Below are 16001 nucleotides of genomic sequence, written 5' to 3' on the forward strand. Positions count from 1 at the left end.
GAGACAACACGCTCCCGAGATAGTTTCTCGGCTGATGACCGGGCGAAACCGCGAAAACAACTGTCAAACACCAAAAATCTGGTTGATGAGCCGCATCGTATGAAGGCTATCTTCAAGGCTAACCGCGTGACTTTCCTCCCCCCTCACCCGAGCGATGACAGCCTCGGCCTGACGCAAAAAACCGGCCTTAAACTCAACATCAATCGGATCAATTTCCACGGGATTTTGAACGCGTTCATTCACATTTTGGTAAGCTGCTTTTTCCAGTGGTTGCATTACCCACCGGCGGCTTGGAGTACTCAAAGCACAAGCCCATGGCCCAGGCCCCTTCCAAATCCCTTCATATAAAGCGCTATCACCACTATCAAAGTTTATGTGAGCCAGAACCACTTCAGTATCTGCACCCTTCCAAGGCATAACAGGCTGAACATTTGTAACTTTCCCTCTGCATAGGCAAAGCATCATATCAATGACGTGAATAGAATTGGCATACATAAATTTCTGCACAACCTCTTCAGGATGCCCATGCAAGCGAGCCTCTTCGTAATTTTGTTGATCCTGAACATGAACGTAGCGGTGCTCATTTCGTTGTTCAACATCGAGAAGAATATTTTGCAAGCTGCTGTAAAACCTGCGATTAAACCCGACCATAACAGGTTTATCTCGCCCTTTTGCCGCAGCAGCTATATCTTCTGCATCACTCAAGTCGTAGCCAGCAGGTTTCTCTAGTAAAACGGCCCAATCATGAACGAAGACCTCCTTAGCGACAGCATTTGCTGCGAGCTCAGGAACAGCAACTACCACCAGATGTGCAGCACTTTTTTCCTTTAGCTCCGCAATGTTGTCGCAGACATTGCCAAAGTTGTGCTCTTGTGCCAGAGCTTCGGCTTTCGCACGGGTCCTGCTGTAGATCCCGGTAACTTGCACACCATTCAGAGCACTAAAAGCCCGAATGTGCTCCTTTGCCATCGACCCTGCGCCGACTATTGCCACATTAATCATTTAACCTCTCACAACTAACAGCAGCTATCTAACACCGCATTACTCAGAAGCTCTAACAACGTCCTCGTATGCGCACATTTCTTCAATAAGGGCGACAATTCGATCTGCAGACTTCCCATCCAGCATCCCCCAACGATGGGCGGCCAGCTTTGCATCACGCTGAAGATCCCGAAACTTGTCACAATTAGGCCTTAGGCTTTCAAGCGCATTCTTGAAACTATCCTCTGAGGCAACGGTAAGCACGCCCGGCACCCCCTTGAAATCGTCATAGTCGTAGTGGAAAAGGTCATAGTTAACAACGGGCACTTCGCAAGCAATGGCCCACCTGATCGTAGCCGAAGCAAAAGCCAAATAAACATCAGACAAAGCTACTAGCCTAGCTGTATCAAATTCAGTAACAATAATCCCATACTTTTCGAGCCCGATTCCCATTTCCAAATTATTGGGGTGCGGGCGGAAAATTACATCATAAACATTCGTGAGAGGTTTAAGGAGAGTTCCCAAGCGAACAATGAACTGGTGGAAGTCGCTGTATTCGAAACCGGAAGGACAACAACCGGATTGATCAGGGCATCCCCCAACAACCAATATAGGCTTATCCCCCTCGATATGCAGGTCGCCCTTCAATCTGCTCACTTCTTGTGCTTTATTATTTTTAAACTGTGCCAGATGATCATCCGAAATTGACCCAACCACTCTTATTTTTTTTTTCGGAATTCCGGACTGCAGATAATAATGTTTCATTGCCAAATTTTCGACCGCGATCACGTTTGCAAAACCCGAATTCATCATCCAAGGATTTGGCGGAGAGGTTTTAGTGAGAATCTGCCCCAGAATATAAGGAGCTGGCATTCTTACCAAAGATACCCCATCTTGGCTCATAACCCAATTCGGGAATAGTTTTCCCATTGCGCGGTTCCAGATTCCTTTCAAATGATAATGCGCATTTCCACATAAACTCTTGAATGCCTCTTGTTCATTTGCAATCGTGTATGGAATTATTACTGTCGGTATATTTAACTCATGCCCAGCTTTAATTATTAGCGGAGATATATACCCAACTACATCTTCAGGAACGATGATAACATCTGGACTTGATGTTTTGACGACCCCCTTCAACGCTCTTTTTTCAGATAAATAAAAACAAACAATTCTAACCGAATTATACAGAATCAATAAAGTCGTATATTTTGTCAAAAACTCCTTTATTTTTCCCAAAAAAATTCTTTTAGAGAGCGCTAGAAGATAATCATATAATCTTGTGAAACTAGATAATCTATCTGACGATGCTTCTGTTTTAGAACGCCTTCCCATACCAATTTGGCGTAACTCAACGTGAGAGAAGTCACCTTCATTCTCCTCTTGTTTAATGGAAGCAATGATATCAGTATCACTTCCGGTTTCCCCATGAAAATACAGGAAATGAATTTCCCAACCTTTATTTTTCAAAGTTTTAGCGCATCTCCTCATTTCGACATAGTCTGATGGTCTCTGAGAAACAAGAAGAGCCCTGCCTGAAGAGGCCTTATGGTTTATCTTCAAAGCACTAAATCCTCAACTGAAGGCGCATCAACGCTATATATACCGACTTTAGCAGTCAAATATGAATTGGAAACATCAGAAACATCGCTATTAAGCTCTTTGTTAAACTTCCCAACTATTTGGAAAAATTCGCTTTTGTCAAAGCAAGGAACAACGAATTCCGCCAACTCTGGCATTCTAAAGGTCTCGTCAATCCCCATTCCACTATTACGCTCTTGCAGCCCAATTACCGACAACCCGATTCCGATTGCTTCAACCATCATCAATGAAGTGTATCCAACAACTACATCTGAGGCTATGATTGCATCGAAAGCCTCAACGTCATCAGGCACAACCGAAACAGTGCTGGGATATTTCTTGGCTAATTTGCGGTATTCTCGCGCGCTTTGCCGCTCAAGCGGGTGAATTTTTATACTTAAATGGAACAGGTTACTTTGTGCACTTGTCATGCCTTCAAGCACATTCGTCCAGAAACTAATAGCATCTCTCCGGACGTAACCTTGAGTGGGGAATAGTAACTTTAATGGTCTAGGGCCACCCGGTTTTTCAAGTTTCCTTTGCTGCGACCACAGTTGCCGATACTCTTCAATCAGAGGATTTCGCGCGACAAGGATGTTTTCTGGTGACCAGTATCCGGCTTGGCGTAATTGCCTTGCCCATACCTCCCCAAAGACTACTTGGGAATCTGGGATCGCCCGCATGAAAGGCACATACCTGTGGCGTTTACTCCAAGAGTAGTCTGGCTCCCTTGTACTAAACATGCCGTGCTGGATTTCAGTTACATGGATCCCCAAAGATTTTGCGGCAGCAAGTTCGGGAACTTTTCCGTCGGCGTCTAAGACGATGACCTTACTGACCCGAGAACGAGCCAAAAGGCACCTAGTAAATAAAAATCTACAGCAAAAGCGAGCTAGTTGGTCAGAAATTAGATTAAATACCTCGTTCACATCAAGATGTGGGAATTCTTTTAAGAGCTCATCGGATAGAAGCTTAGCAATTTTTTGTTCCTTCTCTCTTTTTCTGAGGACACTCGCAAAAACCGCAACTACCGAACTAATTCCATAATCTTCAATTTCCCCGGGAAAAGGAAACCGCTTTCCTGCACGCCCCCAAGGAAAGCGATAATGTATCCATGATCGATTTCGTTCTATTCGCTCAAGATTTCCAAGATGAGGGTGAAGTTTCTGACCACTTGGCAATAATACAGGCCGCGCCTCATAGAATACAGCGCCACTCTTATGAGAGGGGTACGACAAGTTGGCGACAACCTGCCATAAGCCTGAAGATATTCTAAGGACAACCTCCGAGAACGCTATCCGGCTCCCCCCTTCAATAGCAACCGAATTGTTGAGACAGTATAGCCATAGTCTCTCTTTAACTATCGGCCATGCCCACCAACCGCGGAATGAAGTCTCAAGAATTACAGGATTATTGTCTAGACGAATAAATCGCGAGTTTACCTCTTCGTGACTTGGATTGGGGAGTACCTTAGCGTGCATTGGTTGCTACAAGAGAACTATGAATGTGATTAAGAACGATTTCAGGGGCTTTAATAGGACTTGGCAAGTGCTTTGCTGCAGACCAATACTTCTCTTTAACCCGCTTAGAACCGGCCAACGCCAAAACACTCGATAGGTCTCGAACGTCGTTAATTGCCAGGACCAAGCCCGATTTTAAGTACGGAAATTCATCGAGTTTAACCATCTTGTGGAAATAATCGATAATCTCTGGATCAAAAAACAAGGAGACCGGTGTGATAAGTGGAACCTCAGAAAAATAGTTCAAATAGGCAACATCATAGGTGCAATTTGAAAATGCGCTACATACGACATCACACGTCAAAAGAGAGTGCTCGACATCTTGCCCCTGGCAGATAACACATGGCATCCCAGCATCCGCAAAACGCTGAACGGTCCAACGTATATCGCCTTTATCTTCTCTGGGATGTGGTCGGTATAGCGCTTTGTATTCTCCCTTTTGAGCGATCATTGCATCGACCCATGCATTCAAAGTATTCCTGTATCCTTTAACCCAGTGCAATGCCTGCCCATAAAACCCAACGACAGTTGTTTCTTTGGATGCACCAATTCGCCTTCTTTCTTTTTCTCTAATCGCATTAATATCCATGCTTTGGTAGGCGGAGTGCCGAGGGGACCCCACACTGACAGCATTAAGCCCATGACGGTTTTCGCTTAGACGCACAGCCTCATCGTCCAGGGCGAAATATAGCTGAGCTCGGGCCCCAAAAAACTGGTTAGCCTCCCCCCAGAAGTCTTGCATAACGAATTTTGGCCCCTTGAAAACAGCTGTAATTGCTTCATCCAGCCCCCCATCAAATGGAGTAGACAATCCACTCAAAACAGCGTCTGGCTTCAAAGAATCGATCAGATCCCGCGATTTTTGAAGTAGATTTTCCCCTTCAACCGAAGGCATTTCTTTAGCGGGCGGAAGATCCACTACGGTGGTTAGAAAGCCTGCCTCATCAAAATACCTGCTCGCCGGCTGCTGCGTAACGATATCGATATGAAGGTCATCAAAGTTCCTAGAACACTTAGCTATTTCGATTAGATGAAGAGCTGCTGCAGGATCTCTTGCTGTAAGAAGTATTTTGTATTTCAAAGATATTAGTCCTTAAAAATATTTAGAATCACTTCAGCGCGATAACGGGACATTTTCTCAAGAAAGAAGAATTTTTTCCATTCACTTTCTAAAACTTTTGACCCGGAAAGCTCTCCATTGACAAGAACCATCAATGATCGAAGTGCGAGGGATCTAAGAACTTGAACAGGTTCAATATAGACGCTTTGTAGTTCTGTCTTTATTTGAGATCTATATCCATGCAGGAACGCCTTTCCTAATCGGCTTGCTTCCAAATCGTTGTCTACACGAACTAAAACAAAACGCTCAATTGCAAATAAAACCTCGTATTCAACAGGAAGAACGCTATGAGCAGTATCTTCAAAATCCATAAAAACAGGAGTGTTGTTCAAAATCAGCACGTTACCGGGGTTAACGTCCCCATGCAAAGGCTGTGTGAACCATTGAGATCTCTCAAAATCAAGTTCTGCGTCGTTCGCTAAGTTTAAAAGACGTTGCGGATAGGGGCCTAGTTCCACTCCACTACTCACAATATATTGTCGAGTTTTTGATAAGGCCTTTAATCTTTGCGCAGTCCTAAGCCTCCAACGTTCACGATGAGGCACGTTCCTTAGAGCCTTATGCAACTTAGCAAGGCTAACACCAAATGCAAAAAGCTCATCTACAGCTAACCCAACACGACGCCCCTCAAGATAGGGCATTTTGACGATGACTTCGCCACTCGGCAGTCGGTACTGACCTGACGCAACAACTACAGGAACTTTGTTAGAAGCGAGCCACGCGCTGGCTTTTTCTGCCTCTTCTGATTGACATACTTCACTGTCTTCTAATATTTTAAAAATGAATTTCCGGCCGTCTGGCTCGTCGAGCCTAAACATTCGATCAGACACAACGTCACCAAACTTTGCTGCCCAGAACTTCCCTTCGGAACCAACAACTTTTGCTATTTGGAAAGCGATATCTTTGGAAGCGACCTCCCAACCTGGTATCGCTGGCTCTAGCCCTTCCCAAGCTGGTGGGCGAATACTAAAGTTACTGGGCGACATCGGCCCACTGAATCGGCAGCCCAGCCAACACTTTTCTCGAGAGTTTCCGACCGCGAACACTATCCCAGTCTTGAACTGGGATGCCGCGACACGGAAATGCAAAACGCACGTTACCGAAATCAATAGGGTCGCCAACACTCATATCTTTGGCCGCCACCAGGCACTGCCGCTGTGAAGTTCCTATCACTCCCTCAATCGGAATCCCTATGTCTCGTTCGAAATTACCGAGAGATAACCAAACATTATGTACCGAACGCAGGACTTCTGGCAGATCATCAAGATCCATGGTGTGTGAAATATCAATATCGAGATCATCAGGATCGACATGCACCCCCTTTTCGACAACAGCAGCTCCGAGAGCTATTGCTGCATAGAGCATTTCAATGCCGGTGTGATGATCAGACAGGCCTACAGGCAGATTGAACCTCTCCCTGTAGGTTTGAAGTATCCTCAGGTTATGCGCTTTTGGCAATGCTGGATGGCCATCGGGACTGTGTTCGACAACAATGTCATTACATCCGGCCTCCCTCGCCGCTTTGACCGCCATTTCGACTTCCAAGAGAGTTGCACGGCCAGTATCTATTACAAGAGGCAGCCCCTTAGTAGCGCAGTGCCGAATTAGTGGAATATGCACCAAATTTGCTGAGGCTATCTTTAAGGAGCAAGCTCCTATTTCATGCGCAAAGTCTGCTCCTTTGAAGTCGTAAACAGATACAATAAAGGGCGCCCCTGCATCACTACAATTACGCAAGATCTTCTCGTAGCTGTTGAGTGAGAGTACCTTACGCTCTATTAAATCTCTGTAGTTTTCCTGCTGTACTCGGCCATCTTTAGATGCATAAGTTTCAAGTGTGTCACCAGGCAAACATATCTCCGCATCGTGGAGAATTTCCGTTTTTAGTACCATTGGCTGTTCAGCGATTGATTGCCCAATGCCAATTATCCGCTGGACCATTTCTGAAGCCAACTCAACATCTTGACCAAAAAAACCCCCGATTTCCGCTAAAAACACCGGTGGCTTATCTTCCGAGTTGAGCTCATATCCGCCCAGCGAAAAAGAATGCACCATTCGAAATAACCCTTAACGTTAGTTTATCTGTTGGAAAGCCGAGATCAGATGCTTGACTTTATTCAGTTAATTTTGGCAAAGCCACGCTTGGGGCGTTTTCCATCACGCCCCAGAGCTTCTGCTTTGTACGATTGAGAATGTGCTCGTTCTTAATGTATACTCCGTTTTAAACAACTTCTTCGAGAAGTTTACAGTAGACGGAACCCCTTCTCAAAAACGAATTAAAACGCAGAATCACACTTGTGCACTTTCAACCAACACACTTCGTAATTCACCACATAGCTTTCGCAACCTAGCTATTTCGTACGATGGTGACAAAATACGTCAAAAGACATCATGTTCAACAATCGATCCAAAAAATTAAACCAAGGCGATCGTGAGGCTACAACAAACAGTATATCCCAGCACCTCTCGGGTAGCTATTATCCCGGCAAATTAAAGTTCACCCATTAATTTTACGTAGGGCAAAAGCACGTAGTCGGGATAGAAGACGCACCGCTATAGCTTATTTTTGGGGCTTGTGTACGATCATAAAATAGTGATCAATCATAATCTTAAGGCCATTGGTTAGCTGCAAATCTCGATATTGCGTCTGCATTGTCCAAGTTCTTATTGGATCCTCCCGTCTTGGAATATCGAACGGTATCTGGAAACGCTGTAGCTCGAGCCTTGCCCCCAGGTCCGCCACTAATTCTTCAATGGTCTCCCTACTGAATATATTCCAACCAGTCTCCCAAGAACCCGGAGAACCATCAGGTCGCTTACGATGACGTATCATCGCGTCAACACCAAACTCGTTCAGAGGAGATAAGACGACAATTAACCCCCCCGGTTTAGTAACTCGATAGAGATTGTCCCAGTACGCATTTATTTCTAACTCATTAAAAATAGACATACAGCCTATTGAGGTAACGAGGTCAAATTTTTCAAACAAAGAGGCGGGTAACTCCAGCGCTGAGGCACGCGTAAATTGCGCCTCAGGGAGAAGCCTTGATCCCACATCTAAAAGGCTCTGAGTTACATCAACACCAACTAGTTCACACTCTTTAAATTCCGTCGACAAGAATCCAAGTAATTCGCCAGCGGCACAGCCTACATCCAAAACACTAGAACAATCCTCACCAATGCGCTTCTTTAGGATGTTTAGTAGCGACTTAAACGTCTCCTTCGGCTCATTACTCCAACCTTCATCTATGTAATGCTGATGATTTCTGTAGGTTGCATTACTCAAAATATGCCTCCTTACGAGCCTTCAAAATTAGTTCAGCCAACTGGAAATCAAATTCGTCGTCAATATCCACGCTATCAATTCTACTCATCAAATAAGGGACGCTTGGTTTACAATAGAATCTTTGTTCAGCTCTAAAAATGTCTGCATTTACTACATATATAGCGCCATTCTGCTGGTAGACGTCAGTCATATTTTGTCTGCGCGCTTCCATGTCCCGGTCAGTTGTAAACGGGCGAATTTCTGAATTCTCAATGAGAACCGTTTTCCCGGGATGCACAGCCACTTCACAAATGCTCATTGCCGAAGCCCCGTTGGCGTTTTCATACGCGCTAATACATTCGTCAATATTTTCCGCTGTCCTCAATGGAGATGTCGGTTGCAACAAGACCACAGTTTCTGGGTGAACACCCTGACTATCTAAAGTCCGCAATGCGTGGATAACTACTTCGTGATTTTGGGCAGTATCTGATGCTAGTATACTAGGCCTTTCAATTACGTTGGCCCCAGCAGCTGCAGCGCAAGTAGCTATTTCGATGTCGTCAGTAGACACATAGACTGCGTCTATTGCTTTAGCACTCAAAGCTGCCTCAATTGAGTACACCACAAGCGGTTTGTTCAATAGTAATCTTACATTTTTTCGCAGAATTCCCTTTGAGCCCCCGCGAGCCGGTATTATTGCGACAACTTTCGCGTTTTCTTCTTCCATGTTCACCAACTACTTCGAAGGAGCCATTTGTGAGAGATCAACAAGGGATCGGAATTGTAGACACTCATTATAAAGTTGTTCAAACGTTCCTGTCTGCAGTATACGCCCACTATCAAGCATAATAATCCTATCGCAATCACGTAATGTACTGAGCCGGTGAGCAATCATTATGATTGTGGAGTTTTTCCTGATTTCACAAAGGGCATCACTGAATGCCTTTTCATTAGCCGAGTCCAAGCCGGAAGTCGCTTCATCAAAAACCAAAAAATCTGGTCTCTCATAAAGCACGCGGGCAATCCCCAAACGCTGTCTTTGCCCACCGGAAAAACGGGAACCATCCTCTCCTACGAACTCGTGAATCCCATTTGGGAGGGTGCTTACAAATTCCTTCATTTGAGCTATCTCGAGGGCTTCCCAAACTTTCTGCTCATCAATATCTTCCGAAGCTTCGCCGAAGGCCACATTACGAGCCACCGTATCTTCGATAATAAAAACCGATTGAGGAACAAAACCGATATGTTTGTGCCAAGCACGCAAGTTTTTTTGCTCGCTAAGAGGCACATCATCAACCAAAATTGTCCCATTTTTGGGCGCAACCAAACCCATAAGAAGGGCAACTAGAGTGCTTTTCCCAGCTCCTGAGGCACCCGTAATCCCAATAGTTTCTCCCTTGAAGATCTCAAAATCCGCGCTCTCCACCGCGCAAGCCTGTGATTCTGGGTAGCAATATGAAACATCTTTGAAAGTAATTTTTGACTTGAAGGGTAAAGGATCAGGCTCAGTTACAGGCTTAAATATTCCTCGCTCAAGCTGATGGAATTCGTCAGCAATTATATCCACTGCATTGTTACTGATGTTCATCAATTGTAGCGAACCTAAAATTCGGTTTATTACCGGTGTCAGGCGAAAAAACGACGCCGCAAGGAGACCCAAAATAGCTAGTCCTGGCTGCTCTTGAGTGCTAAAAAACATCACATAGGTCACGACCGACAATATGCCAACGATAACCGCTCCCTCTGTTACCAGAGGAGGAATAGTTGCCATGAAGTTATAATGGGCTTGCCTTCCAAAGTTTCTAAACTCCACTTTCGCATATGCATCTAAAAAGAAATTTTCTTTTGCAGTTAATTTTGTTTCTTTAATCATACCAATAGACTGACGCATTATACTTTGGCGAACTTTGAAAAGATCGTTCAGCTCAGCCCCGATTTTCTTAAAAGGCCCTCTCATGAAAGCGTAAAGTGCCCAAGAAACGAAAGCGATTAGCAACAAGCTAAGCAACATTTCTACAGGCAAAACAAAAGTTAGTAGAATACAAAGCCCAATTAATATTGCGAAATTAACTAGTAAATTAATAAAAGGCGCAATAAATTGATCATATACAGCGGCCGTCAACGCCATATTTCGAATGATTTCTGAACTAGACTTGGCTAAGTGAACGCTATAGTCAGAGAAGAGATAAATATTCATCAATCTCTTTGAAAGATCTCCCTTCCATTGCGCTAAAGAACGCATCTGCATCCAATTGAACATGAGCATATAAGCGTTCTTACCAAGCAAAACTAGCCCAATCAGTCCAATAATAGCTATCGACAATGTAGTGTCTGATTCAATTCCAACAAAGTCGACTACTTGAGGAAGATACGGAATATTGGCAATTTTGTCAGGTGCAACTATAACGACTAGGAGCGGGAACACCAACCCCACCCCTGTCATTTCTATAAGTGCAGCAACAAAGCTTAGAACGACAAAGCCAAAAAATTGAGCCCAGCGAACAGATATTTCAGCTGCCACAAAGTCTAGCCCAACGGGAGACAAAGTTAGCCTTAGAAGTTTTAGCAGTTTTGACATGTAACCCTACTCGTCACGTTCTGCATATTTAAGCTTTTCACTAGGCGTCGTCACAAACAGTGCGCCTTAATTGCCATTGATTCCCTTCAAACTTCCAAAGGTGTGGTGAACGAAAAGTATTAGTTAACCTATCAAAGTATTCTCTATTCATTTCCGGGTGCTCAAACATTTTCGATGCTACAGGAAAATCTTTTGGGCTAATACTCAGGTAATCGAAGTTTTCCTTCTCAAACCTTTCGGAATATTCCCCATCAAATCGACGCACTAGACTAATTGCTTCATCTCTATCAATTTCGCCATTCCTAATTTCTTGCGAAGAATCATAGGTTGCGCGCCCAATACCAAACTTGATGAAAGTAGTATAGTAGTGCAGGTCATCAATCTTATCGTCAATGGAGCTATATTTGCTGTAGGTTCCTGCAGAACGCTCAGGAGCGGCCTCAAAACCACCATGCTCGACAGAGTAGTAGTAACATTCTTGCGGGTGCCACGGAATGTAATAACCAAGATAGTGCACGTCGACGTTTGCCTGCTTCAGTAACTCTGGATTTGGTGGCATATATGGCTTCAAATCGTGCTCACTCAGACCAAATGAGCTTTTGAGCTCAGCAACGGAGGTTCCCGCCAAGTAAATTTGGGATTGGTCTGGACTAGAAAAGAATTCCCAGTCTTTTGTCGCTTTGTCATCGGCAGCAGACGAATTGCCATATTCCGTCGGATTCTCGCCATAAAACACCAACGGGATGCCAAGCTGAGCAGCCATTTTAGGGGGGAAGTACATCTGTCCCATAATAAACGGCTGGAACGGATGGAACATCTGCTCCAACGCCAAACGCGTTAGAAGCCTATGAGCACGTCCATTGGGAGTGAAAAGATAGTTGTCGAACCCTGCATGCATCCAAGCTTGGAAATTTCGCCAGCCCCAATCAGTATATATATGGGGGGCCCAAGTAACAGTCAGTGGGTTCATTCCATATTCATACTTGAGCTTGTGAGCAGCAAAAAAACTATCCTTGCCTCCCGACCCGGGCACAAGACAATCGTATCCGCCGTCGTTCCGTCTATATCTGTCACATAGTTCACGGAGCCGTTGTTCACGCTCAACCCAATCAATATTCTTCTTTTTCTCAGCAATTCTGCAAGCGGCGCACACACCTTCATCGTCGAAGTCAACAGTCGGCTTGTTTGAAGCCCTAGTATGTTTGTACTCCTTTTCGGAGTTTGGCTTCTGGTTGCTATACGTACACGATTTGCAGAACTTCACGTTAGATGGCAGGCCATAAAACGGCTTGGCATCTGAAACATCTGCGGCGTATTGCGACAAATCTACGGGCTTTGGGTACGGAATGCGTTCCATAATGCTATCCTGTTGTTACTGTTTCGCTACAAAGGGCAGTTTTTTGGGGCTTCATAGCGACCTATATAGGCATTAGTCGCCGCAGCGTTCTCGCGGCTTTACTTTGGCTACGACTCAGAACAACATCATTCAGATGTCGGCAGTCTAATCTGGTTGCAGACGGTCATGATGAGTTAAATTAGGCAAGCTATCCAATAGGTACAAATTTAGCTCTGCAGTAACTGATTTTGAAGCCACCTTCAACCTGTATGAGGAGGGAAAGGACTCCAATGCGGCTCAGAGTCTTGTGAGCTAGTAATATCGAATGCTCAGCGACGGCAAGAAAAAGGCAGACGTTTCCCAAGTTACCCTTAAACACCAACCTTTAGAGCGACGAATCACCAAACCGATAGACCTCCATCGACCATCACATTTTGGCCGGTGAAATAGCTTGAAGCGTCTGACGCTAAGAACAAAATGGCTCCGTGCAGTTCGTCATCCCTACCCATACGCCCTAGTGGAATGCGTGCGCTGTACTTTTTTTTGAAGGTCTCGTTTTGCCCACTTTCAACTCCTCCCGGAGACAAAACGTTCACACGAATGTTTGCTTCTGCCCAATATGTTGCGAGATAGTTAGAAAGACCTATCAAGGCTGCTTTTGAGGCGCTATAGACTGCGGGTGTGTTAATTGCCACCCCCATGTATTCAGAGCCTTCATAAATCCTTTGGTCAGGCGCCAATACACCGTAAATTGAGGACGTATTAATTATACTCCCCCCGTTCCCCTGCTTGACCATTTGTGCGCCTACGGCCTGAGCGACCAGAAATGCGCCGTCGATGTTTATCGACATCACCTTACGCCAAAGATCAAGGTCATAGCTTTCGAACGGAGCAAAAAAGGCATTGAGATCGTCTGCTTTACTTGCTGCATTGTTCAATAAAACATCGATAGAGCTAAATTGTCTAACGGCAGAATTTACCATTGATGTCACACTATCCTTGTCCGCAACATCACATGCCAAAGGCATTATCTGAGCGCCTGGAACATTTTGGAGAATGTCCTCACAGGCCTTTTTAGCTCGCTCAATGGTTATATCGACAAGCACTACTGAAGCACCATACTCGGCGAGTACCTTGCAAAACCCCTTGCCTAAAATACCTCCACCGCCCGTAACTAGTGCAGTTTTTCCCGTCAGGTCAAAGTGTTTATGCATTGGAGACCTCAAGCATCTGAGATGGGGGCATCGATTTTGCCAGTCGAATCAAATTCATCGTACCGATAACGCTGTCTGGTGCTATTGGAGGTTTACGATCGACAACCATATTAAAAAAGCGCTCAAGAGTTCGCCGGAATGCCATAAAGTTATTGGCTAACTCCAAGTGCAAATTTCCGTTTTCTCCGTAAATGTTTATTCGAAAAGTCTTAGCAACCTTTCCGAGGCAATCCAAGCGAAGCGCAACGTCATTGTCGTAGCGGATATCATAAGACTCGTAGCCGGTATCCGCCCGAGAAATAAATCTCGGCTTACTGAATCCAAGTCCAGAGAGAGCATCCAAGATATGAATGCCGTACTTATCAAGGTCATTCACCACCGTCGCAGATACAAATCGAATATCGCCAATTTTATCCTTATTCTGTGTATATTCTTCAAGTTCGATCGCATAACGAAGGCCAGAGGTTGACATCAGCAAGCCAGCCTTGAGATATGGCTGGAAGGCCTCCAGTTCTGAAATATCCAGACTCAAAGGTTTATCAATGAAGACAGGGATACCAGCTTCTAGGAATGGCATTGCAAATTTCGCATGCGTCTGCCAATCGTCCCTGGCAATAATTAAAGCGTCAATTTGCCCCAGCATTTCTTCAGGCGCTTTAACTGCCCGCTCAATATTGCAAGCTGCGCATAGCTTCTGAGTCAAGGAGTGATCCTGCGTCCACGCACAACAGATTCTCGCGTCGCCAACCCCAAACCTGTCAGCAGGCTGGCGACTTAGATAATCAAGAATAACTGGCCATCCGGCCTCAGAAAATGCTTTGCGATCATAGCCGTTTACGATCGCCGAAAAGGAAAACGGATGACCGTTTCCCTCGCTGAAGCCAATGATGCCAGTACGGATCACCATACTGCCCATCCCCCGTCAACACATATGTTCTGCCCCGTAATATAGGCACCAGCGTCACTGCATAGCAGCCCAGCAGCTCCTTTAATATCAATTGGGATACCGATACGTCCCATGGGATTTTTTGCTTTAAGCCTCTCGATAAAATCCGGGTTTTCTAACTGCGTGCTTTCGAACGGAAAGGGGCCAGGACTAATACAATTGACCCTGATACCTTGAGGCGCCAAGAAGCTCGCCAAATATTTAGAAAGCTGTATAACCCCAGCTTTAGCCGCCCCGTAACTTGGTGGGTTTGCGAAACGTTCACTGTCATACATCCGATAATCTGGTGCGACGTGACCGTACATCGATGCAATATTCAGGATAACACCGCTTCTCGGAGACAGGAGCGGAACGGCCGATTTAATAGTTCGAAAAACACCATTCAAGCATACTTCGATATCCAGATCCCAATCCTCATCCGAAATCGACTCAAATGTATTCTTGCGACCTGACCACCCGGTGTTGACCAAGATATCCAGTCCGCCCTCTGTAACCTTCGACGCCTCTTCACAAAGTTTTCGGATTGAATTTCGATCCGTAATATCCACGCCCAAAGCTTGGTGATCACCCTTGAACCTCTCAGACAACTGTTTCACAAATGTCTGACACTTTCCCTTGTCGCGGCTAGCGACAATTACCCGAGCACCAAGCTCTGCAAGAGTGTACGAGATCTCACCACCAAGAAGACCAGCACCACCGATAACTAGCGCATCTCGACCTTTTAATGACAAAAGGTCGTTTAGGCTGCGCGCTTCTTTAGGATTCGAGTATGGCGTTTGCAATTATAAGATCCTTTCTATCATCAATATCTATCACTTTGTCTTTAGAGATAATCTCAGCCCCGATCTTACCAAACAGAATATTGGGTCCGTTTGTCGGAAGTCTATCGGCTCGGAAAGCGTAAACAGCACCGTTCAGCTGATAAGCGGCGGAAAGTTCCTGACGGGGTTTCCATGGAATTGCACCATCGATGAAAGGCTTTGGGATACCTTGTTCAATCTTCCAACATCTTTCCGGATTGATCTCCGCACTATGAAAAGTCGCAATTGAATCTAATTCTTCATCTAGCATTCTTCTCAGGCAATTTAAGATCATCTCAGGAGTGCGAAACGGAGATGTCGCTTCGAGCAGCACAATGATGTCGGGAGCTTTACCCTCTTGCTGCTGCTGACTAAAGAAATGCCGCACAGCATCGACCACAAGAGCAGAATCCGTTGCAAGTTCGTCCGGTCGCCAGTGAATCTTTGCTCCTAGATCTGCTGCAACCGTACCGATTTTCTCGTCATCTGTGGAAACAAACACTTCATCAATTTCGGGCGTGGCAAAAGCAACATCAACAGGCCACGCTAGCAGAGGCTTACCCCCCAGATCACAAAGATTCTTGTAAGGAATCGACTTACTTCCCCCTCTAGCAGGAGTGAGAGAAACGACCCTTTTCCCATTCAACATTATTCAAGCGC

General features: G+C 45.2%; 14 protein-coding genes. All 14 read right to left on the bottom strand.

Going from position 1 to position 16001, the window contains the following annotated elements; all coding sequences use genetic code 11:
• Positions 1-63 precede the first annotated feature (63 nt).
• Positions 64-1002: a Gfo/Idh/MocA family protein gene (locus B2T33_RS08900; RefSeq protein ID WP_209272103.1), complete on the bottom strand. Its 939-nt coding sequence runs from the start codon at positions 1000-1002 to the stop codon at positions 64-66.
• Between the two features lie 39 nt (positions 1003-1041).
• Positions 1042-2451 carry a hypothetical protein gene (locus tag B2T33_RS08905; RefSeq protein ID WP_197145868.1) on the bottom strand — a complete coding sequence of 470 codons (1410 nt, stop codon included), beginning with the start codon at positions 2449-2451 and terminating at the stop codon, positions 1042-1044.
• A gap of 89 nt (positions 2452-2540) precedes the next feature.
• Positions 2541-3800, bottom strand: coding sequence for a hypothetical protein (locus B2T33_RS08910; RefSeq protein ID WP_157097691.1), 1260 nt, complete (start codon positions 3798-3800; stop codon positions 2541-2543).
• 232 nt (positions 3801-4032) lie between these two features.
• Positions 4033-5163 carry a hypothetical protein gene (locus B2T33_RS08915; protein ID WP_064779742.1) on the bottom strand — a complete coding sequence of 377 codons (1131 nt, stop codon included), beginning with the start codon at positions 5161-5163 and terminating at the stop codon, positions 4033-4035.
• A 5-nt stretch (positions 5164-5168) separates the two neighbouring features.
• The gene (locus B2T33_RS08920; RefSeq protein WP_064779743.1) at positions 5169-6188 is read right to left on the bottom strand and encodes a phosphotransferase; all 1020 of its coding nucleotides are present in this window, start codon (positions 6186-6188) and stop codon (positions 5169-5171) included.
• Complete coding sequence (locus B2T33_RS08925; RefSeq protein ID WP_064779744.1) at positions 6175-7257, bottom strand: N-acetylneuraminate synthase family protein; 1083 nt, start codon at positions 7255-7257, stop codon at positions 6175-6177. The genes B2T33_RS08920 and B2T33_RS08925 overlap by 14 nt, the downstream gene beginning before the upstream one ends.
• Before the next feature lie 505 nt (positions 7258-7762).
• The gene (locus B2T33_RS08930; RefSeq protein ID WP_167351183.1) at positions 7763-8488 is read right to left on the bottom strand and encodes a class I SAM-dependent methyltransferase; all 726 of its coding nucleotides are present in this window, start codon (positions 8486-8488) and stop codon (positions 7763-7765) included.
• On the bottom strand, positions 8481-9194 hold the full coding sequence (locus B2T33_RS08935) for a cytidylyltransferase domain-containing protein (protein WP_064779746.1): 714 nt from the start codon (positions 9192-9194) through the stop codon (positions 8481-8483). Before B2T33_RS08935 ends, B2T33_RS08930 begins: the two co-directional genes overlap by 8 nt.
• Positions 9195-9203: 9 nt before the next feature.
• Positions 9204-11045, bottom strand: coding sequence for an ABC transporter ATP-binding protein (locus B2T33_RS08940; protein WP_197145872.1), 1842 nt, complete (start codon positions 11043-11045; stop codon positions 9204-9206).
• A gap of 40 nt (positions 11046-11085) precedes the next feature.
• On the bottom strand, positions 11086-12402 hold the full coding sequence (locus B2T33_RS08945) for an N-acetyl sugar amidotransferase (RefSeq protein WP_197145880.1): 1317 nt from the start codon (positions 12400-12402) through the stop codon (positions 11086-11088).
• A gap of 377 nt (positions 12403-12779) precedes the next feature.
• Positions 12780-13595 carry an SDR family oxidoreductase gene (locus B2T33_RS08950; protein ID WP_197145882.1) on the bottom strand — a complete coding sequence of 272 codons (816 nt, stop codon included), beginning with the start codon at positions 13593-13595 and terminating at the stop codon, positions 12780-12782.
• On the bottom strand, positions 13588-14502 hold the full coding sequence (locus tag B2T33_RS08955) for a Gfo/Idh/MocA family oxidoreductase (protein ID WP_167351184.1): 915 nt from the start codon (positions 14500-14502) through the stop codon (positions 13588-13590). Before B2T33_RS08955 ends, B2T33_RS08950 begins: the two co-directional genes overlap by 8 nt.
• Positions 14496-15323 carry an SDR family NAD(P)-dependent oxidoreductase gene (locus tag B2T33_RS08960; RefSeq protein ID WP_197145884.1) on the bottom strand — a complete coding sequence of 276 codons (828 nt, stop codon included), beginning with the start codon at positions 15321-15323 and terminating at the stop codon, positions 14496-14498. Before B2T33_RS08960 ends, B2T33_RS08955 begins: the two co-directional genes overlap by 7 nt.
• Positions 15298-15990 (bottom strand): cytidylyltransferase domain-containing protein, encoded by a 693-nt coding sequence (locus tag B2T33_RS08965; RefSeq protein WP_064779752.1) that lies wholly within the window; start codon positions 15988-15990, stop codon positions 15298-15300. The genes B2T33_RS08960 and B2T33_RS08965 overlap by 26 nt, the downstream gene beginning before the upstream one ends.
• Positions 15991-16001: the final 11 nt, after the last annotated feature.

This window comes from Thalassospira sp. UBA4513 (assembly GCF_002388495.1).
Lineage (GTDB): Bacteria > Pseudomonadota > Alphaproteobacteria > Rhodospirillales > Thalassospiraceae > Thalassospira > Thalassospira tepidiphila.